This window comes from Achromobacter sp. UMC71 (assembly GCF_014170305.1).
Lineage (GTDB): Bacteria > Pseudomonadota > Gammaproteobacteria > Burkholderiales > Burkholderiaceae_B > Achromobacter.
In genome coordinates, this window is sequence record NZ_LZZT01000039.1 from 148,978 (window position 1) to 166,149 (window position 17,172).

Below are 17,172 nucleotides of genomic sequence, written 5' to 3' on the forward strand. Positions count from 1 at the left end.
CCAGCGCGGATCAAGCCTCGGGGCCGGTGCCGGCCGGCGGCGCCTGATGGCCGTCGATGTGACCCAGCGGCCGGCCCGGATCGAGCCGGTCGCGCACGCGCTGCTTCAGGACCTTGGCTTCCGGAAAGCCGCCGTCGCGCTTGCGGTCCCAGATCAGGTCGCCGTCATAGGTGATCTGGAAGACGCCGCCGGTGCCGGGTTGCAGCGCCACTTCGCCCAGGTCGGTGGAAAAAGTGGACAACAGCTCCTGCGCCATCCACCCGGCGCGCAGCAGCCACTGGCACTGCGTGCAATAGAGGATGACGATGCGGGGCCGCGGGGCGGCGGTGGCAGCGGGAATGTCGGCGGTACGAATATCGGCGGTACTCATGGCGCGGGACTCAAGTAGCGGTAGTCGTGGATAATGTCAGGTTTTCCCGGGCGCGCAACGCGTCCAGAGTCTGCCATGAAGTCTGCATTATCGCCCCGAGGCCAACGTTGGCTGATCGGCCTGTTGATGGGCCTGGTCACCCTGACGCCGATGGGCATCGATATCTACCTGCCGTCCCTGCCCGCCATGGCCGTCGGCTTCGGCCAACCGGTAAGCGCGCTGCAAGCCAGTATCACTTTGTTCATCTTTGCCGTGGGCGTCGGCCAGATGCTGATCGGTCCGCTGGCCGACCGCTACGGCCGGCGCCCGGTGGCCCTGGCCGGCGCGATCGCTTATCTGCTCGGGTCCGCGCTGGGCGCGGCCGCGACCTCGCTGGACCTGTTCTACACCGCTCGCGTGATCCAGGGCCTGGGCGCCTGTTCGGCGTCGCTGGTGGCGTTTGCCGCCGTGCGCGACTGCTTCAGCCCGAGCGTCGGCGCGCGCGTCTACAGCTATCTGAACGGCGCCTTGTGCACGGTGCCAGCGCTGGCGCCGATGCTGGGCGGCGCGCTGGCCGTGCAGGCAAGCTGGCGCAGCACCTTCGCGTTCATGGCCTTGTTCGCGCTGGCGCTGGCTACGCTCTTGGCCGGCCGCTTCGAAGAAACGCGGGCCGCGCCGCCGCCCGCGGGCGCCGCGCTCTACAGCCTGCGGCGCTATGCACCGATCATCGCCAGCGGCCGCTTCCTGTATTTCGCCGTGTACGGCATGGCCGGCATGGCCATGATCCTGGTGTTCGTGTCGGCGGCGCCGGTGGTGCTGGTGCAGCAGCTGGGCTATTCCGAATTAGGCTTTTCGGCCTGGTTCGGCGGCAACGCGGCCATCAATATCGCGGCCTTCTTCCTGGCCCCGGTGTTCATCGCGCGCTTCGGCCGCTACGCCATGCTGCGCGTCGGCATGGCGGCGCTGGTGCTGGCCGGCCTGATGCACCTGGCCGCCTGGCGCTGGGCGCCGGCCGCCGCCTGGATCTTCATGCTGCCGGTGGCGGTGCTGACAGTAGGCTTTTCGCTGGCGCTGGGGTCCGCGCTGAGCCTGGCGCTGGAACCCTACGGCGACCGCGCCGGCACCGCGGCGGCGGTCTACGGCCTGTTCCAGATGAGCGGCTCGGCCGTCATCGCCACCGTGCTGCTGGACGCCGGCGTGGCGCCGCAAGCGGCGATGGGACTGATCGGCGTGCTCATCGTCGGCCCGCTGCTGTGCCTGTCCGGCGCGATGGCGCGGCGGATGGCGGCAAGCGTGTCCACCCAGGCATGAGGCCGGCGGGCCTGCCCCGCCCCCTTCAACCCGCCGCGCGCGGCGTGTTCGACAGGTGCATCAGCAACGCCCCGCCGGCGATCAGGCCCGCGCCCAGCAGGCGGCCCGGATTCAGCGTGCTGCCGACAAACCCCACCAGCGCATAGCGGTCCAGCAATAGCGCCGCCAGCATCTGGCCCGCGATCACCGCGGCCAGGAAAGCGCCCGCGCCCAGGCGCGGCGCCAGCATCAGCGCGGCCGTGATGTAGAACACGCCGGCCAGGCCGCCGGTCCAGCCCCACCACGGCAACTGGCCGATGGCCGAGAAACTGGGCGCCGGCACCCGCATCAGCGCCATCACCGCCATGGCGGCGATGGCGCTGATGGCCAGCGATGCCATCGTGGCCCACAAGGGGTGGCCCAGGTGCCTGCCGAGCGCGGCGTTGGCCCCCGCCTGAAACGGCACGAGCGCGCCGGCCAGGACGGCGGCGGGAATGGCGATAAGGGAAGTCGAGTTCATGGCTAACGTCCAATCAAAGCGGGATTGGCGTTATTCTCTTATTCATCAAACGGGTAATCCAATTCGATATTTATCTGTTGAATATGCATCCAACGAATAATCAAGTTCAACCGCCCGGGCACAACCTGCGGGCGGTGGACCTGAACCTGCTGGTGGTGCTGGATGCGCTGCTGCACGAACGCCATCTGACCCGCGCCGCCGCCCGGCTGCCAATGAGCCAACCGGCGGTCAGCCATGCGCTGGCGCGCCTGCGCGTACTGCTGGGCGACCCCCTGTTCCACCGCACCCGCGGCGGCCTGCGGCCCACGCCGCACGCGCTGGCGCTGCAGGCGCCGCTGCACGACGTGCTGGCGCAGGTGCGCCGCCTGCTGGCTGGCGCCGTGTTCGACCCGGCAGCCAGCCGCCGCGCGTTCCGCCTGGCCATGTCCGACTATGGCGCCAGCGTGGTGCTGCCGCCGCTGCTGCGCCATCTGCGGCGCGAGGCGCCGGGCATCGACCTGGAAATCAGCTACGCCAGCCGCGGCGGCATGATTGCCGGGGTGGCCGATGGCCAGTTGGACCTGGCCCTGGCGGTGTTCGGCGAAACGCCGGCCGAGATCCGCCGCGCGGTGTTGTTCCACGAACCCTTTGTCTGCGTCACGGACGCCGCGAATCCGCTCGCGCCGCCAACGCTGGAGACCTATCTGGCGCGCCCTCACGTCCTGGTGGCGGCCAGCCAGGATCAACGTTCGGGCGAAGTGGACGCGGCCCTGGCCCGGATCGGCCAGACCCGCCGCGTGGCGTTGCGGCTGCCGCATTGGACGGCCGCCCCGGCCGTGCTGGCCGGCACCGACCTGGTATTGACGGTGGCGCGGCGCACGGTCGAGCCGGCCCCGCCCGGACTGGCGGTGGGACCCGTACCCTTTCCGATGGACCCGCTGGGCTTTGAAATGCTGTGGCACGAACGCGCCGACGGCGATGCCGGGCTGCGCTGGCTGCGCGAACTGCTGGCCGCGTTGCTGGCCTAGGGCCTGTCGCCCGCCAAGGCCCTGGCGGCAAGCCGTGGCCGCGGCCCTATTCGCGGGCCCGCGGCGCCATGAACTCCGGCCCGACCGGATCCAGGATGTTCTTTTCCAGCAGCTCGTTGATCTCGGCCATTTCGATGTCGCTCAGGTGCCAGCCGAAGGCATCATCCACGCCTTCCAGCTGGTCCGGGCGGCGCGCGCCCCACAGGGCGATCGTCGGGCCGCTATCGAGCACCCAGCGTATCGCCAGCGCCAGCACCGACTTGTCGTGGCGGATACGCGCGAAAGCCGCCAGTTCCTTGGTGGCGCGCACGTACTGGTCAAAGCGCGGGCGACGGAACTTCGGATCGCCCGAACGCAGATCGTCGGACCCGAAAGTAGTGTCCACCGTCATGCGGCCCGACAACAGGCCGCGGCACAACGCGCCGTAGGCCAGCACGGCCAGCTTGTGGCGGCGGGCATAAGGCAGCACATCGTCTTCGATGGCGCGTTCGAACAGGTTGTAGGGCGGCTGCACCGACGCCAGCGGCAGCACGGCGCGGAACTCGTCCATCTGCGCCGGCGAATAGTTGCTGACGCCCACGGCCAGGATCTTGCCTTCGCGCTGCAGGTCCTGCAGCGTACGTGCCGTGTCCTCGATCGGCACCAGCGGATCGGGCCAATGGATCTGGTACAGGTCGATGTGATCGGTGCGCAGGCGGCGCAGCGAATCCTCCACTTCGCGGCGGATGCGGGCGGGGCTGGAATTGCGCCGTACGCCTTCGCCCGCCCATTCCAGTCCCGCCTTGGTGGCGATCACAGCCTGGTCGCGGATGCCCTGCAACGCCTGGCCAACCATTTCTTCGGCATGGCCGAAGCCGTACACCGGCGCGGTGTCGATCAGGTTGATGCCGCGCTCGACCGCGCCGCGCAACGTCGCCACCGACGCGACGTCGTCGGCGCCGCCCCACATCCAGCCGCCGATCGCCCAGGTCCCCAAGCCGATCCGGGACACAGGCGCGGGGATTCCTTCGATACGCATGGTCTCGATCAACATGCTTGGTTCTCCTGCACAAAAAGTTTGATGAGTGTAGTTCAGGTATTATTGAATTGGACTCAATGATCTATTCATTCCTGCATAGCCCCCCATGCCTTCCTATAGCCGCCACGACCTGGCCGACCTCAGCGCCTTCGCGGCCATCTGCCGGCGCGGCAGTTTTCGCCTGGCGGCCAGCGAGCTGGGCGTATCCACCTCGGCGCTCAGCCACGCCCTGCGCAATCTGGAAGACCGGCTAGGGGTCAAGCTGCTGAACCGCACCACCCGCTCGGTGGCCCCCACCGAGGCCGGGGCCAAGCTGGCAGCGCAGCTGGACCAGAGTTTCGGCGCCATCGGCGAAGCCCTGTCCGAACTGGGCCACTACCGAGCCGGCGCCTTGGGCGGCCTGCGCATCAACGTGCCGCGCGACGCGTCGCGGCTGCTGCTTAGCCCGGTGCTGGCCCGCTATCTCGCCGAGTGCCCGGGCGTGAAGATCGAAGTCGTGGTCGACAACAATCTGGTGGACATCGTCAAGGCGGGTTTCGACGCGGGCATCCGCTTTGGCGACACGGTGCCGCAGGACATGGTCTGCACGCCGCTGACGCCGCCGCTGAAATGGGTGGTGGTGGGCGCGCCCAGCTACCTGGGCCGCCAGGGCACGCCCAAGACGCCGGACGACCTGCTGCGCCACGCCTGCATCCGCCTGCGCCTGGGCGACCAGACCATGTACCGCTGGGAACTGGGCCAGGGTAGCCGTGCCTGCGAAATCGACGCGCCCGGCGCGCTGATCGTCAACGACACCGACATGGCAGTGGACGCCGCACTGGACAGCCTGGGCCTGGCCTATTGCCTGGAACGCTATGCCGAGCCGCACCTGCGCGCCGGCCGCCTGCGCCGCGTGCTCGAAGACTGGTCGCCCGCCGGCGCGCCGCTGGTCATGTACTACCCCAGCCGGCGGCAACTGGCGCCGGCGCTCAGCCGCCTGATCCAGGCCATCCGCACCGCGAATGGATTGCCCGGCGCGATCGACGGCTAGCCCGCCGCGCAAGGTCCCAGCCCCGCCAACGCTGCGGATAGCTAGCCTACTATTCCAGGAAACCCTTTATTCCTGGAGACATCATGGCCCCCGATTCCCCGCTGCAATCCGAATCCCCCGCCCCGCTGCTGCTGCGCACGACGCACGACGGCATCGCCACGCTGCGGCTGAACCGGCCGGCGCAGTTCAATGCCTTGTCCGAAGACTTGCTGGGCGCGCTGGCGGCGGAAATCGAAGCGCTGGAACAGGATGCGTCGCTGCGCTGCGTCGTGCTGGAATCGGCCGGTCGCGCGTTCTGCGCCGGCCACGATCTGCGCGAGATGCGCAGCCAACCGTCGTTCGACTATTACCTGGCGCTGTTCCGCCGATGCAGCGGCGTGATGCAAAGCCTGCAGGCCCTGCCCGTGCCCGTCATCGCCAAGGTGCGCGGCATCGCCACGGCGGCGGGCTGCCAGCTGGTCGCCAGCTGCGACCTGGCGGTGGCGGCCGACAGCGCCACCTTCGCCGTCTCCGGTATCAACGCCGGCCTGTTCTGCTCGACGCCGGCCGTGGCGCTCAGCCGCAACGTGTCGGCCAAGCGGGCCTTCGAAATGCTGGTCACCGCCCGCTTCATCGACGCCGCCCAGGCGCGGGATTGGGGCCTGGTCAACGACATCGCGCCCGAGGCCGAACTGGATGCGCGGGTGCAGGCCCTGGCCGAGGTCATCGCCGCCAAGAGCCCTGCGGCGATCCGCTACGGCAAGCGCATGTTCTATGCGCAGCGCCAGATGCCGCAAGCCGAGGCCTACGACTATGCCGCCGAGGTCATGGCGCGCAACATGATGGAAGAAGACGCCGCGGAAGGCATCGACGCTTTCCTGCAAAAACGCACGCCGCGCTGGCGCGGCTGAACGTAACGCGCTAGGGCCTGTTCACACTAGAAGGCGCCTTCCAGTGTGAACAGGCCCTAGGCCAGCCAGCCCAGCGCCCACCCGCCCGCCGCGGCCGCCAGCACCACCCAGACGGGCGACCAGCGCGCGTAGACCAGCAAGCCGAACAGCGCCAGCGCCAGGCCGAAATCGGCCTTGCTCAGAATGGCGCCCGTCCACACCGGGTCGTACAGCGCGGACAGCAGGATGCCCACCACCGCCGCGTTCACGCCTGCCACCATATTGCGCACGCCCGGCCGCCGCCGCAGACTTTCCCAGAACGGCAGCGCGGCCGCCACCAATAGCGCGCCCGGCAGGAAAATGGCCACCAGCAGCGCCAGCCCGCCGGCCCAACCCGACAAGGGTCCGGCCCCGGCCGCGCCCAGGAACGCGGCGAACGTGAAAAGCGGTCCCGGCATGGCCTGCGCCACCCCGTAACCCGCCAGGAAGTCGGCGCTGGACACCATGCCGCCGCCCACCGCCGCCGTTTCCAGCAACGGCAACACCACATGGCCGCCGCCGAACACCAGCGCGCCCGCGCGGTAGAAACCGGCAAGCTGCGCCGCCAGCGGCGTGCCCGCTCCGGCAGCCCACAGCGGCAAGGCCGCCAGCAACGCCACGAACAGCGCCAGGCACAGATAGCCGGCGCGCCGCGACACGCCCTGGGCGCGATTGGCCAGCAGCGGCCGCGGCGGCACCTGCAGCAGCACGGCGCCCGCGGCGGCGCCCAGCAAAATCGCGCCGATCTGGCCCACCGTGGTGGGCAACGCCACCGTGATCAGCGCCGCGGCCACCGCCAGGCCAGCCCGCGGCCGGTCCGGACAGAGCGAACGGCCCATGCCCCACACCGCTTGCGCGATGACGGCTACCGCCGCCACTTTCAAGCCGTGCACCGCTGCCAGACCCGACAGCCCGCCGATCCGGGCCACCCCCATGCCCAGCAGCCCCATCGCCAGGGCGGACGGCAACGTGAATGCCAGCCACGCGGCCAGCATGCCCGACCACCCTGCCCGCCGCAGGCCCAGCGCCATGCCGACCTGGCTGCTGGCCGGGCCGGGCAGGAACTGGCATAGCGCCACCAGATCGGAAAAGGCGTAGTCGTCCAGCCAGCGGCGGCGGTCGACGAATTCTTCGCGGAAATAGGCCAGATGCGCCACCGGGCCGCCAAAGGCGGTCAGCCCCAGGCGCAGGAACGCCAGGAAGACTTCCAGACAGGAACCGTGCTCGGCCGGCGCGGCCTCGTGCGCCGCCGCTTTGCTGGCGACGCGTTCATCGGGAAAAGGCGGCTGCGGCGACATGGGTCGTGGCACTCTGACACGGGCGGGAACCCCGGATTGCGGCCCCCTGTTACCTGCTTATAGCCGGGCCGCGCCGCCGTTTCAATCCCAGCGCGCCGCCGCCGGGTGCACAGCGCTTCATGAATCTTCACAATTTCCACACAAACGCCGGGGGATTACTCCTGCCGCCGCCTGTAGCATTCCGCAGCCCATGGCGATGGCTCGACGCGCCCGGGCGGATGATGCGCGGCCACTGCGCCCCAGGAGTTTCTCTATGCTTAAGTTTACGATCCGCATCTTCGTGGTCGCCGCTATCGCCTACATCGCCGCCTCGCAGCTGGTGAACCGCAGCCTGGGCTATCTGCTGGACTCGGTCAGCGCGGATCTTTCCTACCAGGCCGTACGCGGGCAGATGTATGCCCTGCACAAGGACCTGGACCCGATCGAACCCGAATCGCGGGCGGCCTTCATCCGCGACACCCTGCGGCCGCACTACGGCCTGGAACTGAAGCTGGTCACCCCCGAACGCATCGAGGCCACCGAAAAGGAAAAGCAGGACCTCGCCACGCGCGGCTTCATCATGCGCGACGAATACAACACCTACCTGGCGCCCTTGCCCGGCGAACCGCGGCAGTGGCTGGAAATGCGCCTGCCGGGCGAGCCCACACTGGAAAAATGGATCACCTGGACGGCCTGGCTGGCGCTGAGCCTCGTGCTGGCGGCCGTGCTGCTGCTGCTGTGGGCACTGCCGGTGTGGCGCGACCTGGACTCCCTGCGCAATGCCACCCTGCGCATGGGCCAGGGCGACCTGGCCGTGCGTGCGCGCTTGTCCCATTTTTCCGGTATCCGCCATGTGGGCGAGAGCTTCAACCAGATGGCCGAACGCATCGCCGCGCTGGTCGAAAACCAGCGCAGCCTGACCAATGCCGTATCGCACGAACTGCGCACGCCGCTGGCCCGCCTGTCGTTCGAGGTCGACATGTTGGGGCAGGACAAATTCCAGTCCAAGCGCGACCAGATCCTGCACGACATGCGCACCGATATCTCCGAGCTCGAGGCGATGGTGGACGAACTGCTGGTGTACGCGCGCCTGGAACGCCCTACCGACGACATCGTCAAGCAGGAAACCGTGGATGTGCGCGACTGGCTGGGCGAAGCCCTGGCCCAGGTGGCGCATCAGGCCGATTCGCGCGGCGTGCGCTGCACGGTCCGCGACGATGGCCTGCCGGCTCACGTGCAACTGCACCCGCGCTACATGAGCCGCGCCTTGCTCAATCTCGTGCAGAACGCCGTGCGTTACGCCAATGCGCGCATCGAGATCTCGCTGACCGGCTGCCCCGCGGGCGGCTATGAACTGATCGTGGACGACGACGGCCCCGGTGTGCCGCCCGCCGACCGCGAACGCATCTTCGACCCCTTCGTCCGCCTGGATGAAAGCCGCGACCGCGGCACCGGCGGCGCGGGCCTGGGCCTGGCCATCGTCAAGCGCGTAGCGGCCAGCCACAAGGGCACGATCGAGGTCCAGCAAGGTCCACTGGGCGGCGCGCGCTTCATCTTGCGTTGGATGTCGCCGCGCGATACCGCCGCCTGATCGCCCGCCCGCTAGCGCTTTCGGCGTGCCGGCCGGTACTGCGCGAGCAACGCCATCAGTATCCGATGCCGTTCAACGCCAAGCGCTGCCCACCTGTATGTAGAACGCGTTCTGGTCCTTGCTGTGCGCCACGTCGACGCCCACCGACAGACCCAGCTTGCGTGCGATCAGATAACGGAATCCGGTACCCACGCTGACGATATTGCTGGCTTGCTGGAAGCTGTTCCAGCGGCCATAGGCTTTGCCCACCCCGGTGAATCCCAACAGGGACCAGCGCGGCGTCACGTTCCAACGCAGCTCGACCTCGGTGGTCAGCGCGTTCTTGTCCTGATAGCGGCCCCGCGCCACGCCGCGCAAGTCCACATAAGGCTGCGCGTAGAACGGCACCGTGCCGCTGGTGACCTGGGCATCGGCGCGCAGTCCCAGCGTCCAGCGCGGCGACAGCGGCTGCCAGACATAGCCACGGGCGCCATAGGTGTCGAACGACTGCGAGCTGCCAAATCCGGGCCTCGCAAACTGGGCCTCAAGCTCGGCATAGGCGCCGCGAGTCGGATAGAACATGTTGTCGCGGCCGTCGTAGTCCACCACCAGGCCCAGCTTGCCGATGCGGCGCGTCACGTCGCTGGGCTTGAGTTCGGACGCCAGTTGCCCCGAGAAGGTCGTGCGCGAATTGAAATAGGTATAGCGCGGGCCCGCATACCATTTCGATTCGCCCAGTTTGACCAATAGCTGCTGCACTAGAATGGTTCCCTTCAGTTCATAGCTGCGGCCACGATTGAGCATGCCGTAGTAATCGAGGTTCATCCGCCCCTGCGCCAGCGCGCCCAGGTAGCGGTAGCGGTCGCCGTCCCAGGTATGAAAATGGAACAGCCCGCCGGCGCGCGAGCCGTTTTCGGTCATCAGGCCACCGATGCCGGTGACGTTCGGCGGCGCGACCGTCCCGCCCTCCTCGCGCGCCTTCTGGCCCGCTTCCGACATCGACTCCGAGAAATACAGCAGCATCAAGCCGCCCCCGTAGCCCACCGCCGGCTCGGTGATCAGTGCCGGCACCGGCATCAACCCCTTGCTGTTGAGCAGATAATTGCTGATGTCGAACGCCCCGTCTTCCGGGTCCGTGAACTTCTGCGCGATGGCCGCGCCGCAGACCAGCCACAACCCCAACAGCAGCACGACCCTGCGCATACACGACTCCCCCATCGATCCAGCGGGCGGGCTTGGCGGCATGGAAGTCCATGGCGCAGCCCTCTCTTCAGAACACCAGCGTCGCCGAGGCCATGAACGTGCTGCTGCTGTCCAGGCGGTTGGTGCTGCTGATGGTCGGCACCCAGCGCAGGCCCAACGACAACGACCGCTTGTCGGGCAGTTTGCGGTCATAGGTCAGGATCGGACCCAGGGCCCAGTCGCGCCCCTTGAAGCCGTTCAGGCGATCTGCGGTAGGACCGCTGTCACTGCCCAACTGCTGTTGCGTGCCCAGCACCACCCCCAGAGCCAGGCCGTTGGAGAACATCTTGCGCCCCATCACATCCATGCCGAAGATCGGCGCGTTGCGGTAGTCGGTATCCTGGTTGCGGGTGTAGAACTGCACGCTGGCCACGGTATCGAGTTGAAAGCCCGACTCGGGAAAGATCTTGGTGTAGGCCACCTGCGGAATGAACGTCCAGTTATTCAGGCTGGGATTGGCCAGCGCGTTGGCGTCGTACTTGCCGGTGGGCGCCCACACGTTCAGGCTCAATGCCATGTGCGAGGTTTCGGAAAAGTGGTAGCCGGCGATGATGGGCGAAAAATACAGATCGAACAGGTTCGACGCCGTGTCGCTTTCCCCCGCGCTGCGGCCCAATGGCCCGGTTACCTTGGCATTCACCTTGGTCCATACATAAGGCAAAGTCACGCTGGACGCGAAATTCCACCGCCCCGGCCCGGTATCCCAGGTCTTGAGCAACGTGGCCAGCGTAAAGGCCACTTTGCCTTCGACGCCCGCCGTCGCGCGCTTGCCCAAGGGCACTTCGCGGCTGCCGCCCACCTTGCCGTCCAGGTAGATCTCGGCGAAGTTCACCGCCCAGATCGGCTCGGGCGAGACGATGCCGGCGTTGGGCTGCACATTCGTGCCGCTGACCTGGCGGCCCAGCGCGCCTTCGGTGGCGTGGGACGCCAGCGGCGTAGCCAACGCGGCTACGGCAAGCCAGGGCAACGTGCGCAAGCCCAGGCCGTTGTTGCACTTGACCATCATCTCTCCCCTTGTCCGTGATGCACCGGCGGCACACACCTAGGCAGCCGCCCTTCGTGGTTCTCGCTACTTGCCTGGCCGGACGCGCCGTCAAGGCGCCGGCTTCAGCGGCCAAACGTGATGTTGATTCCGGCAAAGACCGTGAATTGCGGCAAGCCTTCGCCCTTGTGCGCCACGGTCCATTGCGGCTCGACGAAGACGTTCAGGATGTTCTTGCCAGCCCGCCAGGCCTTGCCCGCCCCCAGGCCCACCGGGATGTAGTAATCGTTCTTCTGCAGATCAAATGTCCAGGTGGCCGTCGAGCGCAAATACCACCCTTGGGGCAGGTTGCGGATGACGAACGGCTGCAAGGTGGCGGTATGCACCGTATCGCGCCCGCTTTGGCCGGCGAACGAATGCTGCCACTGCACCAGGCCGCCCAGCAGGCCCTCTTTGCTGGGATGCACCGCCACCGCCGCGAGTCCGCCAGACCACTTGCCTGCCCCCAGTTCCGGGCTGGTCGCTGTCGGCATGGTCAGCATCGGCCCCACCCCGACATCCAGCGTGCCCTGGCTCAGCAGGAAAATATCGAACACGTTCAGATCGCCCAACCCGGTCTTGTAGCTGCCGTCCAGCGTGGGACGGGTACTGACCGGCGCGGTCATGCGGAATATCTGCGGCACGCCGATCCAGTCGCCCGGCGCGATCGGAATCGTTGGTCTGATCAGGAAATCATTGGTATGGGCGTTGGTGCCGAATAATCTCGGCGTGTAGTAATTCTGGAAATTCAACGATGGCGCGAGATTAAGCGGATTATTGCTTTGATTGGCGTCATCGGCCGATTGCGCCTGCACGGGCAGGCAAGGCCCGAGCGTGGCGCACGCGCCAGCCAATGCCAGAACCCTGCCCCGCCCCGAAAGCCGCCCTGCAAACTCGGTCATGCCCATGCCTTGTTCCCCGATAATGGATCACATCTTGCAAAGACAAACGTCGTGCTGGTGCTGAGTTATTTCTTTTCCGAATAATAATAATTATTGAAAGGCTGAAATCTTGCGCAATATTGGCACAGAGTCTTGAATTCACCAATAATGCGATCTTATTTTTTGTGCACACATTGCAACAGGCGTGGATGCGATCCGTCGCGCAAAAAAAAGCGGGAACACCGCCAAGGGTATTTCCGCTCTTGTCCGCCTTACCGGCGATCAACCTTGCATGGCGCTGTCCTGAACCGCCTTGCGCGCATGAACCTGGTCTATGCGCAGGCCCTCGCGCCGCGTGATTTCAAAGCGCCATCCGCCCCAGGCGATGACCTCGCCCGCATCGGGGATACGCCCTTCCACCCGCAACAGGAAGCCGGCCAGCGTCGCGTCGCCGTGGTCATCGGCCAGCTCAGCCGTTTCCAGCAGGCGCGCCGCTTCGGCCAGGGCCAGACGGCCATCCAGCAACCACGAGCCATCGGACAATTGCAGCGCGTCCGGGGCTTCCTCGCTGTGTTCCGGCAGGTCGCCGGCCACGGCCGTCAGCACATCCATCGGCGTCACCAGGCCTTCGCAGACGCCATGCTCGTCCACCACGATCAGCATGTGGTCGCGCGAGGCGCGCAGTTCTTCCAGCACCCGCAGCACCGGCGTGGTCTCCATCACATAGCGGGGCTCGCGCGCCAGTTCCACCAGGTCGATCGGGCCGGGGTTCTGCAGCAGCGGCAGCAGGTCCTTGAAGTGCAGCACGCCCAACACGTTGGCCGGGTCGCCCGCGCACAGCGGCAGGCGCGAGTGGCCGGACGCAAACTTGCGCACGATGACGTCGGGCGTATCGGCCACGTCCAGCCAGACCATGTCGCCGCGCGCCACCATGATGGCACGCACGTCGTGCGACCCCATGGACAGCACCCGTTCGATCATGGAGCTTTCTTCCGGCGCGAACGCCGGCTCGTCGCCCGCGCTGTCGACCAGCGCCACCACATCGTCGGCCTGCTGCGAGGCCTGGCCGCCGGGGCCCGCGCGCAGCAGGCGCAGCACCGCCTGCGCGGTGCGCTGGCGGCGGCCCAGGGCATGCGCCCCGCGGGCGCGGTTGCGGCGGGCCAGCTGATTGCACAGCTCGATCAGGATCGAAAAACCGATGGCCGCATACAGATAGCCCTTGGGCACGTGAAAGCCCAGGCCTTCGGCCACCAGGCTGAAGCCGATCATCAGCAACAGGCCCAGGCACAGGATCACCACGGTGGGGTGACGCGCCACGAAGCCCATCAGCGGACGGCTGGCCAGCATCATCACGGCCATGGCCAGGACCACGGCGATCATCATGATGCTCAGGTCGTCCACCATGCCGACGGCGGTAATCACCGAGTCCAGCGAGAACACCGCGTCCAGCACCACGATCTGCAGGATGACCTGCCAAAACACCGCGTGCTGCACCCTCTGGCCGCCGTCATGGCCGGCGCTGCCTTCCACCCGCTCGTGCAGTTCCATGGTGCCCTTGAACAGCAGGAACAGGCCGCCCAGGATCAGGATCAGGTCGCGCCCCGAGATCTCGGCGCCCAGCACCGTGAACAGCGGCGCGGTCAGCGTCACCACCCAGGCAATACTGGCCAGCAGGCCCAGACGCATCACCATCGCCAGCGTCAGGCCGATCATGCGGGCGCGGTTGCGCTGCGCCGGCGGCAGCTTGTCGGCCAGAATGGCAATAAACACCAGGTTGTCGATACCCAGCACGATTTCAAGAATGACCAGCGTCGCCAGGCCAAGCCAGGCGGTGGGGTCGGACATCCAGTCGAAGATCATCAACGTTCCACGAAAATCAGAAAGGGGCGCACGCACGCGCCCGGCAGGCCGGGGCTGTCGCGAGGGACAAGCTTAAGCAGGAAAGGGTCGGGGCGAACGCCCGTCTTGCGCGTGCAGGCGGCGCGCGGCCGCCGATGCGTGGCGTGGGGGCCGGCCTGCCATGGCCGGATGCCGGAAACCGGCTGGGAGGGGGTGCCGGGCGCCGCGCGGATTGCGGCGCCCTACTAGGGGGCTCGTCGGTCATAGATGGCGAAACCGTCCTTGCTTGCCGGGCAAGCGCAGGCCGCGTGTTCCGCCGTGCTCTCGTTCTATCAGGAAGCTGAATATTAGCTGAAATGCATGGCCAAGAAAAATCCGGGCAGACCCGCACGCGGCGCTTGTCGGCGCAGCGTAATCAGTGACAAACTCAGCGCACGTACACATAAGCTGTCGCGGGATCCCTTTCACTCGGGAGCCGAACGCTCCGGAGGTCGCCGCCTCGCGGGCCTGTGCGCCGCAGGTATCGCCCCGGCCGCCGGCTCCGCTGCTGGAGCGATGAATGGACGATCAACCTGTTTCCGGACGGCGCGGACTGCTCAAGGCCTTGGCCGTGGGTGTACCCGGCGCCGCCTGGGCGCCCAAGACCCTGGCCGCGCCCGACCAACCCGCCCCGCCGGCCGCATCGGCCGCCTCGGCGCCCGCTCCTTCCCCCAACCGCAGCCTGAAATTTCTGAATGCCCAGGAAGCCCTGGCGATGGACGCCATCGCCGCGCGGCTGATCCCGGCTGACGAACTTGGCCCGGGCGCCAAGGAAGCGGGCGTGACCCAGTTCCTGGACGGCCAATTGGCCGGCGCCTGGGGCGCGGGCGAGCAGTTCTATCGCCAGGGGCCATTCGAAAAAGGCACGCCGGAACAGGGCTATCAGCTGTCGTTCACGCCCGCCGAGATGTTCCGCCGCGGCCTGGCCGCGCTGGACGCCGCCACGCGCAAGCAGGACGGCAAGCCCTTTGCCGAACTGGATGCGGCGCGCCAGGACGCCTGGCTGCACGACATGCAGGCCGGCAAGCCGGATTTTTCGCCACTGCCGTCCGACGTGTTCTTTCAGGCCATGCTCGACGCCACCATCGAAGGCTTCTTTTCCGATCCGCTCTACGGCGGCAACGCCGACATGGTGGGCTGGAAACTGGTGGGATTTCCTGGCGCCTTCGCCTCGTTTTCCAACGATATCGAACGCCATGGCGTGATCTGGGCCGGCAAGCCGGTCTCCATCGCCAATGCCAAGGGCCACACGATGAAACCGGGAGACTCGCATGGCTAAGACACTCCCCGCAGTGGACGTGGCGATCATCGGCGGCGGCTGGACCGGGTCCATCATCGGCAAGGAACTGGCCGCCGCGGGCCAGCGCGTGGTGGTGCTGGAACGCGGCGAGGCGCGCTGGCCATCGCCGGATTTCCAGGGCCCCTATGTGCACGATGAATTGAAATACACGCGGCGCCATGAACTGCACCAGAACGCCGCCACCGAGACCTTCACCTTCCGCAACAACACCGACCAGAAGGCGCTGCCGATGCGCCGCTGGCAGTTCGCCTACCCCGGCACCCACCTGGGCGGCGCCGGCAACCATTGGTCCGGCGCGTACTACCGCTTCGATCCCACCGACTTTCGCATCCGCAGCCACTACACCGAACGCTATGGCGCCGCCATCTTCGACAAGGAACTGACCTGTCAGGACTGGCCCATCAGCTACGACGAGCTGGAACCCTACTTCGACCGCTACGACTACCTGATCGGCGCGTCCGGTCAGGCCGGCAACCTGAAAGGCCAGAAGCAGGAAGGCGGAAATCCGTTCGAGCCCTGGCGCTCGCGCCCCTATCCCAATCCGCCCATGAAGGTGCCCTACGCGCCCGCGCTATTTGGCGAGGCCGCCAAGAAGCTGGGCTACCACCCCTACGTGCAGCCGTCCGCGCTCTGTACCCGGCCTTACGTCAATACCGAAGGCCTGCACATGAGCGCCTGCGTGTATTGCGGCTTCTGTTCCAACTTCGGCTGCGAGCATTTCGCCAAGGCCTCGCCGCAGGTCTGTATCCTGCCGGTGGCATTGAAGCTGCCGACCTTTGAAATCCGCACCGGCGCCCACGTGCTGCGGGTGGAACTGACGCCGGACAAGAAGCGCGCTCGCGGCGTGACCTACGTGGACGCGGCCGGCGAGGAAATCTTCCAGCCCGCCGAAATCGTGGTGCTGTGCGCCTTCGGTATCAACAACGTGCGGCTGTTGCTGCTGTCCGGCATCGGCCAGCCCTACGATCCGGCCACCGGCACCGGCGTGGTCGGACGCAACTACACGCACCAGACCACCTCGGGCGTGAACCTGTTCTTCGACGAGTCGGTCAACATCAATCCGTTCATGGGGGCCGGCGCGGTGGCCGTCACCATGGACGACTTCAGCGCCGACAACTTCGATCATGGTCCGCACGGCTTCGTGGGCGGCGGCTACCTGCAGATCCAGGTGGTCAGCGGCGCGCCCATCGGCTACCACCCCACGCCCAAGGGCACGCCGGGCTGGGGCGCCGAATGGAAAAAGGCCGTCAAACGCTACTACAACCATTCGGCCAACATCACCATCACCGGCTCGGCCCAGCCCTGGCGCGGCGGCTACCTGAGCCTGGACCCGACCTACAAGGACGCCTGGGGCCTGCCGCTGCTGCGGGTGACCTACGACTTCCCGGACAACGACATCCGCATGTCGGCGTTCCTGACCGAACGCGGCGACGAAATCGGCCGCGCCATGAAGGGCGTGACGCGCACCGAACCCGGCCCGCGCAAGCGCCCGTTCTCGGCAACGGTGTACCAGTCCACCCACCTGACCGGCGGCGCGGCCATGGGCGCCGATCCCAGCACCAGCGTGGTCAATCGGTTCGGGCAGGCCTGGGACGTGCCCAACGTGTTCGTCACGGGGGCCGCGTTGTTCCCGCAGAACTCGGGCTACAACCCCACGGGCACGGTAGGCGCCACCGCCTACTGGATCGTCGAGAAAATCAAGGCGGACTATCTGCGTTCGCCGGGGCGGCTGGTGTAACCATGATCGAACATCGCAAAGGCATCCTCATCGCGGTCTCGCTGATGGTCGGCTTGCCCGCCATCACCCTGATCGCCACGCTGCACCAGATGTACGGCACCGGCGGCGACGGGCCGATCCGCGCATCGGCGGTGCAGGCGCCG

At 67.2% G+C, this 17,172-nt stretch carries 15 protein-coding genes; 7 read left to right on the forward strand and 8 right to left on the reverse strand.

What is annotated here, in order from left to right:
- Window positions 1–10: 10 nt before the first annotated feature.
- A complete protein-coding gene (locus A9974_RS19525; protein WP_183005824.1) occupies window positions 11–370 on the reverse strand; it encodes a SelT/SelW/SelH family protein in 360 nt (119 codons plus the stop codon).
- 75 nt (window positions 371–445) lie between these two features.
- Here A9974_RS19525 and A9974_RS19530 point away from each other — a divergent pair, with 75 nt between their 5' ends.
- Window positions 446–1,660: a multidrug effflux MFS transporter gene (locus A9974_RS19530; RefSeq protein WP_183005825.1), complete on the forward strand. Its 1,215-nt coding sequence runs from the start codon at window positions 446–448 to the stop codon at window positions 1,658–1,660.
- 25 nt (window positions 1,661–1,685) lie between these two features.
- Here the strand turns inward: A9974_RS19530 and A9974_RS19535 are convergent, their stop codons facing one another.
- Window positions 1,686–2,159, reverse strand: coding sequence for a DMT family transporter (locus tag A9974_RS19535; protein WP_183005826.1), 474 nt, complete (start codon window positions 2,157–2,159; stop codon window positions 1,686–1,688).
- A gap of 83 nt (window positions 2,160–2,242) precedes the next feature.
- Between A9974_RS19535 and A9974_RS19540 the strand changes: the two genes are divergently transcribed.
- Window positions 2,243–3,166, forward strand: coding sequence for a LysR family transcriptional regulator (locus A9974_RS19540; RefSeq protein WP_183005827.1), 924 nt, complete (start codon window positions 2,243–2,245; stop codon window positions 3,164–3,166).
- A 46-nt stretch (window positions 3,167–3,212) separates the two neighbouring features.
- Here the strand turns inward: A9974_RS19540 and A9974_RS19545 are convergent, their stop codons facing one another.
- Window positions 3,213–4,199, reverse strand: coding sequence for an aldo/keto reductase (locus tag A9974_RS19545; protein ID WP_183005828.1), 987 nt, complete (start codon window positions 4,197–4,199; stop codon window positions 3,213–3,215).
- Window positions 4,200–4,290: 91 nt separating this feature from the next.
- On the opposite strand from A9974_RS19545, the gene A9974_RS19550 reads away from it, so the two are divergent.
- Together A9974_RS19550 and A9974_RS19555 are read left to right on the forward strand one after the other, a co-directional pair.
- Window positions 4,291–5,214, forward strand: coding sequence for a LysR family transcriptional regulator (locus tag A9974_RS19550; RefSeq protein WP_183005829.1), 924 nt, complete (start codon window positions 4,291–4,293; stop codon window positions 5,212–5,214).
- Window positions 5,215–5,297: 83 nt separating this feature from the next.
- Window positions 5,298–6,104: an enoyl-CoA hydratase gene (locus A9974_RS19555; RefSeq protein ID WP_183005830.1), complete on the forward strand. Its 807-nt coding sequence runs from the start codon at window positions 5,298–5,300 to the stop codon at window positions 6,102–6,104.
- A 56-nt stretch (window positions 6,105–6,160) separates the two neighbouring features.
- On the opposite strand, the gene chrA is transcribed toward A9974_RS19555, so the two are convergent.
- Window positions 6,161–7,420, reverse strand: coding sequence for a chromate efflux transporter (gene chrA, locus A9974_RS19560; protein ID WP_183005831.1), 1,260 nt, complete (start codon window positions 7,418–7,420; stop codon window positions 6,161–6,163).
- A 253-nt stretch (window positions 7,421–7,673) separates the two neighbouring features.
- Between chrA and A9974_RS19565 the strand changes: the two genes are divergently transcribed.
- Window positions 7,674–8,990, forward strand: coding sequence for an ATP-binding protein (locus tag A9974_RS19565; protein ID WP_183005832.1), 1,317 nt, complete (start codon window positions 7,674–7,676; stop codon window positions 8,988–8,990).
- A gap of 72 nt (window positions 8,991–9,062) precedes the next feature.
- Here A9974_RS19565 and A9974_RS19570 read toward each other — a convergent pair whose 3' ends face one another.
- The 4 genes from A9974_RS19570 to A9974_RS19585 form a co-directional block, all read right to left on the reverse strand.
- Window positions 9,063–10,172, reverse strand: a complete 1,110-nt coding sequence (locus tag A9974_RS19570; protein ID WP_255468239.1) for a BamA/TamA family outer membrane protein — start codon at window positions 10,170–10,172, stop codon at window positions 9,063–9,065.
- Window positions 10,173–10,239: 67 nt separating this feature from the next.
- On the reverse strand, window positions 10,240–11,217 hold the full coding sequence (locus A9974_RS19575) for a transporter (RefSeq protein ID WP_370539653.1): 978 nt from the start codon (window positions 11,215–11,217) through the stop codon (window positions 10,240–10,242).
- Window positions 11,218–11,318: 101 nt separating this feature from the next.
- The gene (locus A9974_RS19580; protein ID WP_255468240.1) at window positions 11,319–11,984 is read right to left on the reverse strand and encodes a hypothetical protein; all 666 of its coding nucleotides are present in this window, start codon (window positions 11,982–11,984) and stop codon (window positions 11,319–11,321) included.
- Window positions 11,985–12,395: 411 nt separating this feature from the next.
- Window positions 12,396–13,973: a TerC family protein gene (locus tag A9974_RS19585; RefSeq protein WP_183005833.1), complete on the reverse strand. Its 1,578-nt coding sequence runs from the start codon at window positions 13,971–13,973 to the stop codon at window positions 12,396–12,398.
- A 538-nt stretch (window positions 13,974–14,511) separates the two neighbouring features.
- On the opposite strand from A9974_RS19585, the gene A9974_RS19590 reads away from it, so the two are divergent.
- Together A9974_RS19590 and A9974_RS19595 are read left to right on the forward strand one after the other, a co-directional pair.
- Window positions 14,512–15,270, forward strand: a complete 759-nt coding sequence (locus tag A9974_RS19590) for a gluconate 2-dehydrogenase subunit 3 family protein (protein WP_183005834.1) — start codon at window positions 14,512–14,514, stop codon at window positions 15,268–15,270.
- Complete coding sequence (locus A9974_RS19595) at window positions 15,263–17,029, forward strand: GMC family oxidoreductase (RefSeq protein WP_183005835.1); 1,767 nt, start codon at window positions 15,263–15,265, stop codon at window positions 17,027–17,029. Before A9974_RS19590 ends, A9974_RS19595 begins: the two co-directional genes overlap by 8 nt.
- The last annotated feature ends 143 nt before the right edge of the window (window positions 17,030–17,172 follow it).

What these genes read in the sequence shown, in the direction of transcription:
- A9974_RS19540 (WP_183005827.1), top strand. Translation starts at nt 2,243, where the DNA reads ATGCATCCAACGAATAATCAAGTTCAACCGCCCGGGCACAACCTGCGG.
- A9974_RS19530 (WP_183005825.1), top strand. Translation starts at nt 446, where the DNA reads ATGAAGTCTGCATTATCGCCCCGAGGCCAACGTTGGCTGATCGGCCTG.
- A9974_RS19535 (WP_183005826.1), bottom strand. Translation starts at nt 2,159, where the DNA reads ATGAACTCGACTTCCCTTATCGCCATTCCCGCCGCCGTCCTGGCCGGC.
- chrA (WP_183005831.1), bottom strand. Translation starts at nt 7,420, where the DNA reads ATGTCGCCGCAGCCGCCTTTTCCCGATGAACGCGTCGCCAGCAAAGCG.
- A9974_RS19550 (WP_183005829.1), top strand. Translation starts at nt 4,291, where the DNA reads ATGCCTTCCTATAGCCGCCACGACCTGGCCGACCTCAGCGCCTTCGCG.
- A9974_RS19575 (WP_370539653.1), bottom strand. Translation starts at nt 11,217, where the DNA reads ATGATGGTCAAGTGCAACAACGGCCTGGGCTTGCGCACGTTGCCCTGG.
- A9974_RS19570 (WP_255468239.1), bottom strand. Translation starts at nt 10,172, where the DNA reads ATGCGCAGGGTCGTGCTGCTGTTGGGGTTGTGGCTGGTCTGCGGCGCG.
- A9974_RS19590 (WP_183005834.1), top strand. Translation starts at nt 14,512, where the DNA reads ATGGACGATCAACCTGTTTCCGGACGGCGCGGACTGCTCAAGGCCTTG.
- A9974_RS19585 (WP_183005833.1), bottom strand. Translation starts at nt 13,973, where the DNA reads ATGATCTTCGACTGGATGTCCGACCCCACCGCCTGGCTTGGCCTGGCG.
- A9974_RS19525 (WP_183005824.1), bottom strand. Translation starts at nt 370, where the DNA reads ATGAGTACCGCCGATATTCGTACCGCCGACATTCCCGCTGCCACCGCC.
- A9974_RS19565 (WP_183005832.1), top strand. Translation starts at nt 7,674, where the DNA reads ATGCTTAAGTTTACGATCCGCATCTTCGTGGTCGCCGCTATCGCCTAC.
- A9974_RS19595 (WP_183005835.1), top strand. Translation starts at nt 15,263, where the DNA reads ATGGCTAAGACACTCCCCGCAGTGGACGTGGCGATCATCGGCGGCGGC.
- A9974_RS19545 (WP_183005828.1), bottom strand. Translation starts at nt 4,199, where the DNA reads ATGTTGATCGAGACCATGCGTATCGAAGGAATCCCCGCGCCTGTGTCC.
- A9974_RS19555 (WP_183005830.1), top strand. Translation starts at nt 5,298, where the DNA reads ATGGCCCCCGATTCCCCGCTGCAATCCGAATCCCCCGCCCCGCTGCTG.